The organism is Stenotrophomonas sp. 05L44_2 (genome assembly GCF_056665995.1).
The window spans coordinates 1-2,133 of the sequence record NZ_JBFTNR010000713.1; the positions used below are offsets into that span (position 1 = coordinate 1).

General features: G+C 64.8%; 3 protein-coding genes. All 3 read right to left on the reverse strand.

The window, feature by feature from the left end; genetic code table 11:
• Nucleotides 1–598, reverse strand: a 598-nt coding sequence (locus AC1VAN_RS19675; RefSeq protein ID WP_480986521.1) for a TetR/AcrR family transcriptional regulator, incomplete at its 3' end; no start/stop codon positions are given.
• A 2-nt stretch (nucleotides 599–600) separates the two neighbouring features.
• Nucleotides 601–1,878 carry a beta-ketoacyl-ACP synthase II gene (gene fabF / locus AC1VAN_RS19680; RefSeq protein WP_480986522.1) on the reverse strand — a complete coding sequence of 426 codons (1,278 nt, stop codon included), beginning with the start codon at nucleotides 1,876–1,878 and terminating at the stop codon, nucleotides 601–603.
• A gap of 36 nt (nucleotides 1,879–1,914) precedes the next feature.
• Nucleotides 1,915–2,133: efflux RND transporter permease subunit (locus tag AC1VAN_RS19685; RefSeq protein WP_480986523.1), on the reverse strand; the 219-nt coding region annotated here is incomplete at its 5' end.

Here is a 2,133-nt window from a genome sequence, read left to right on the forward strand (position 1 = left end):
GCGTCATCCCATAGGCGCGCATGAAGAGCCCCACGGTTGCTTCACTCCCGGACACGGGCATCGCCCCATGAGGCAGGCCATGTTCTGTGAGGATGAGCCTGAGGAACTTCTCACTGTCACCCGGGTGGCTCGAGCGGACCGGGGCGCTCGCCATCGCTCGTGTCGCAAGGTCCAGATACGGTTCCAGTTTCGTGCTCCAGTGTTCCATGTAGACATCACGTGCATGATCAGAACGCGACAGCGTCCGGCAGAAGGCCTGGCATGGCGGGTCCGCTGCCAACCGTTCGATGCCGCCACTGATGCGCATCAGCACATCACCAAGATCCATTGCTCCGTGCGGGTCGAGCCGGGCATCCGGTATCGATGCCAGATGGCCGTCCATGACCGCCTTGTAGAGCCGCGCCTTGTCACGATAGTGCGCATAGATCGTGGCCTTGGTGACGCCACAGACCTCGGCAATACGCTTCATCGTCGCGTTCTCGAACCCTTCTTCAGCAAACACAGTGCCGGCGGCATCCAGCATCCAGCGCCGGCTCAACGCCCGTGCACCTTCCCAGCGCAGGGCGGTTTTGCTTGGGAAGCCGCTGGAGGCAGCCACGCTCACATGCGCCTGAACAGTGCACTGGCATTGACGCCGCCAAAACCAAATCCATTGGTCAACGCGAACTCGATGCCAGCCTTGCGCGGCACGCCGGCGACGATCGAAAGCCCTTCGGCCAACGGATCGGGGCGGCCGAGGTTGAGTGTCGCTGGTGCGACCTGATCGCGCAAAGCAAGCACGGTAAAGATGGCTTCGATGCCGCCAGCTGCCCCGAGCAGGTGCCCGGTGCTGGACTTGGTGGCAGAGATCAGAAGATCTGGGCGGGCACCGAACAGGGCACGCATGGCCGCAAGCTCTGCCCGATCCCCCACCTGGGTCGAGGTTGCGTGCGCGTTGATGTGGTCGACCTGCCCGGCGGCAATGCCCGCCTGCGCCAGCGCGATCTCCATCGCCCTGCGCGCACCACTGCCGTCGTCGGGGCCCGCAGTCAGATGATACGCATCGGAGGTGGTGCCGTAGCCGACCAGCTCGGCCAGCGGGGTGGCGCCACGCGCCAGCGCATGATCCAGCCGCTCGATCACCAGCAGCCCTGCCCCTTCGGACATGACGAAGCCGTCCCGCTGCTCATCAAACGGCCGGGACGCTGCCTGTGGCGTGTCGTTGAACGACGTGCTCAGTGCCTTGGCCGCCGCAAAGCCGCCCAGGCTGACCCGATGCATCGCAGCTTCCGCGCCACCACACAGTGCAATGTCCGCATCGCCGGACCGGATGAGGCGCGCCGCATCACCAATGGCTTGGACGCCCGCCGCGCATGCCGTGACGGGTGCGCTCTGCGGCCCCTTGAACCCGTACCGGATCGACGCCTGCCCTGCCGCCATATTGGCCAGGAAGGTAGGCGCAGTGAAAGGCGACAACCGGCCAGGCCCACGGCTTTCGGTGGTGTGCACCGCATTGACGATGGATCCAAAGCYACCGATCCCCGTCGCAATCACGGTCGCCGTTCGCAGCAGGCCACGCTCATCAGCCTCACGCCACCCGGCCTGCGCAAGCGCTTCGTGGGCGGCTACCAGCGCAAACTCGACAAACCGGTCCATCTTCTTCAGATCTTTCGGCGCGATGATGTCGCTGGAGTCGAAGCCCGCCTCAGGATCCTGCACCCGGTCGGGCACGCGGCCGCCTACGTCGCAGCCCGTTCCGGCGGAAAGCGCATCGCCCAGCGGGCCAATTCCGGAACGTCCCGCCAGCAGGCGCGACCACACCGTTTCCACGCCGCAGCCCAGCGGGCTCACCACACCCATTCCGGTCACTACGATGCGATCTTTGTCGGCAATGTTCATGACTCACTTCCCATGTAAAAGAGATCCAAGCCACTTTCAGGCAACGCGGGTCTTGTCCGCTCGGACCTTGAACCAGATGGCATACATCGCCGGGAGGAAGACCAGCGTCATCACGGTGCCGGCGATGGTGCCGCCGATCAACGTGTAGGCAAGCGTTCCCCAGAACACCGAATGGGTCAGCGGAATGAAGGCCAGCACCGCTGCCAGGGAGGTCAGGATCACCGGGCGCGCCCGGTGAACCGTCGCCTCGATGAT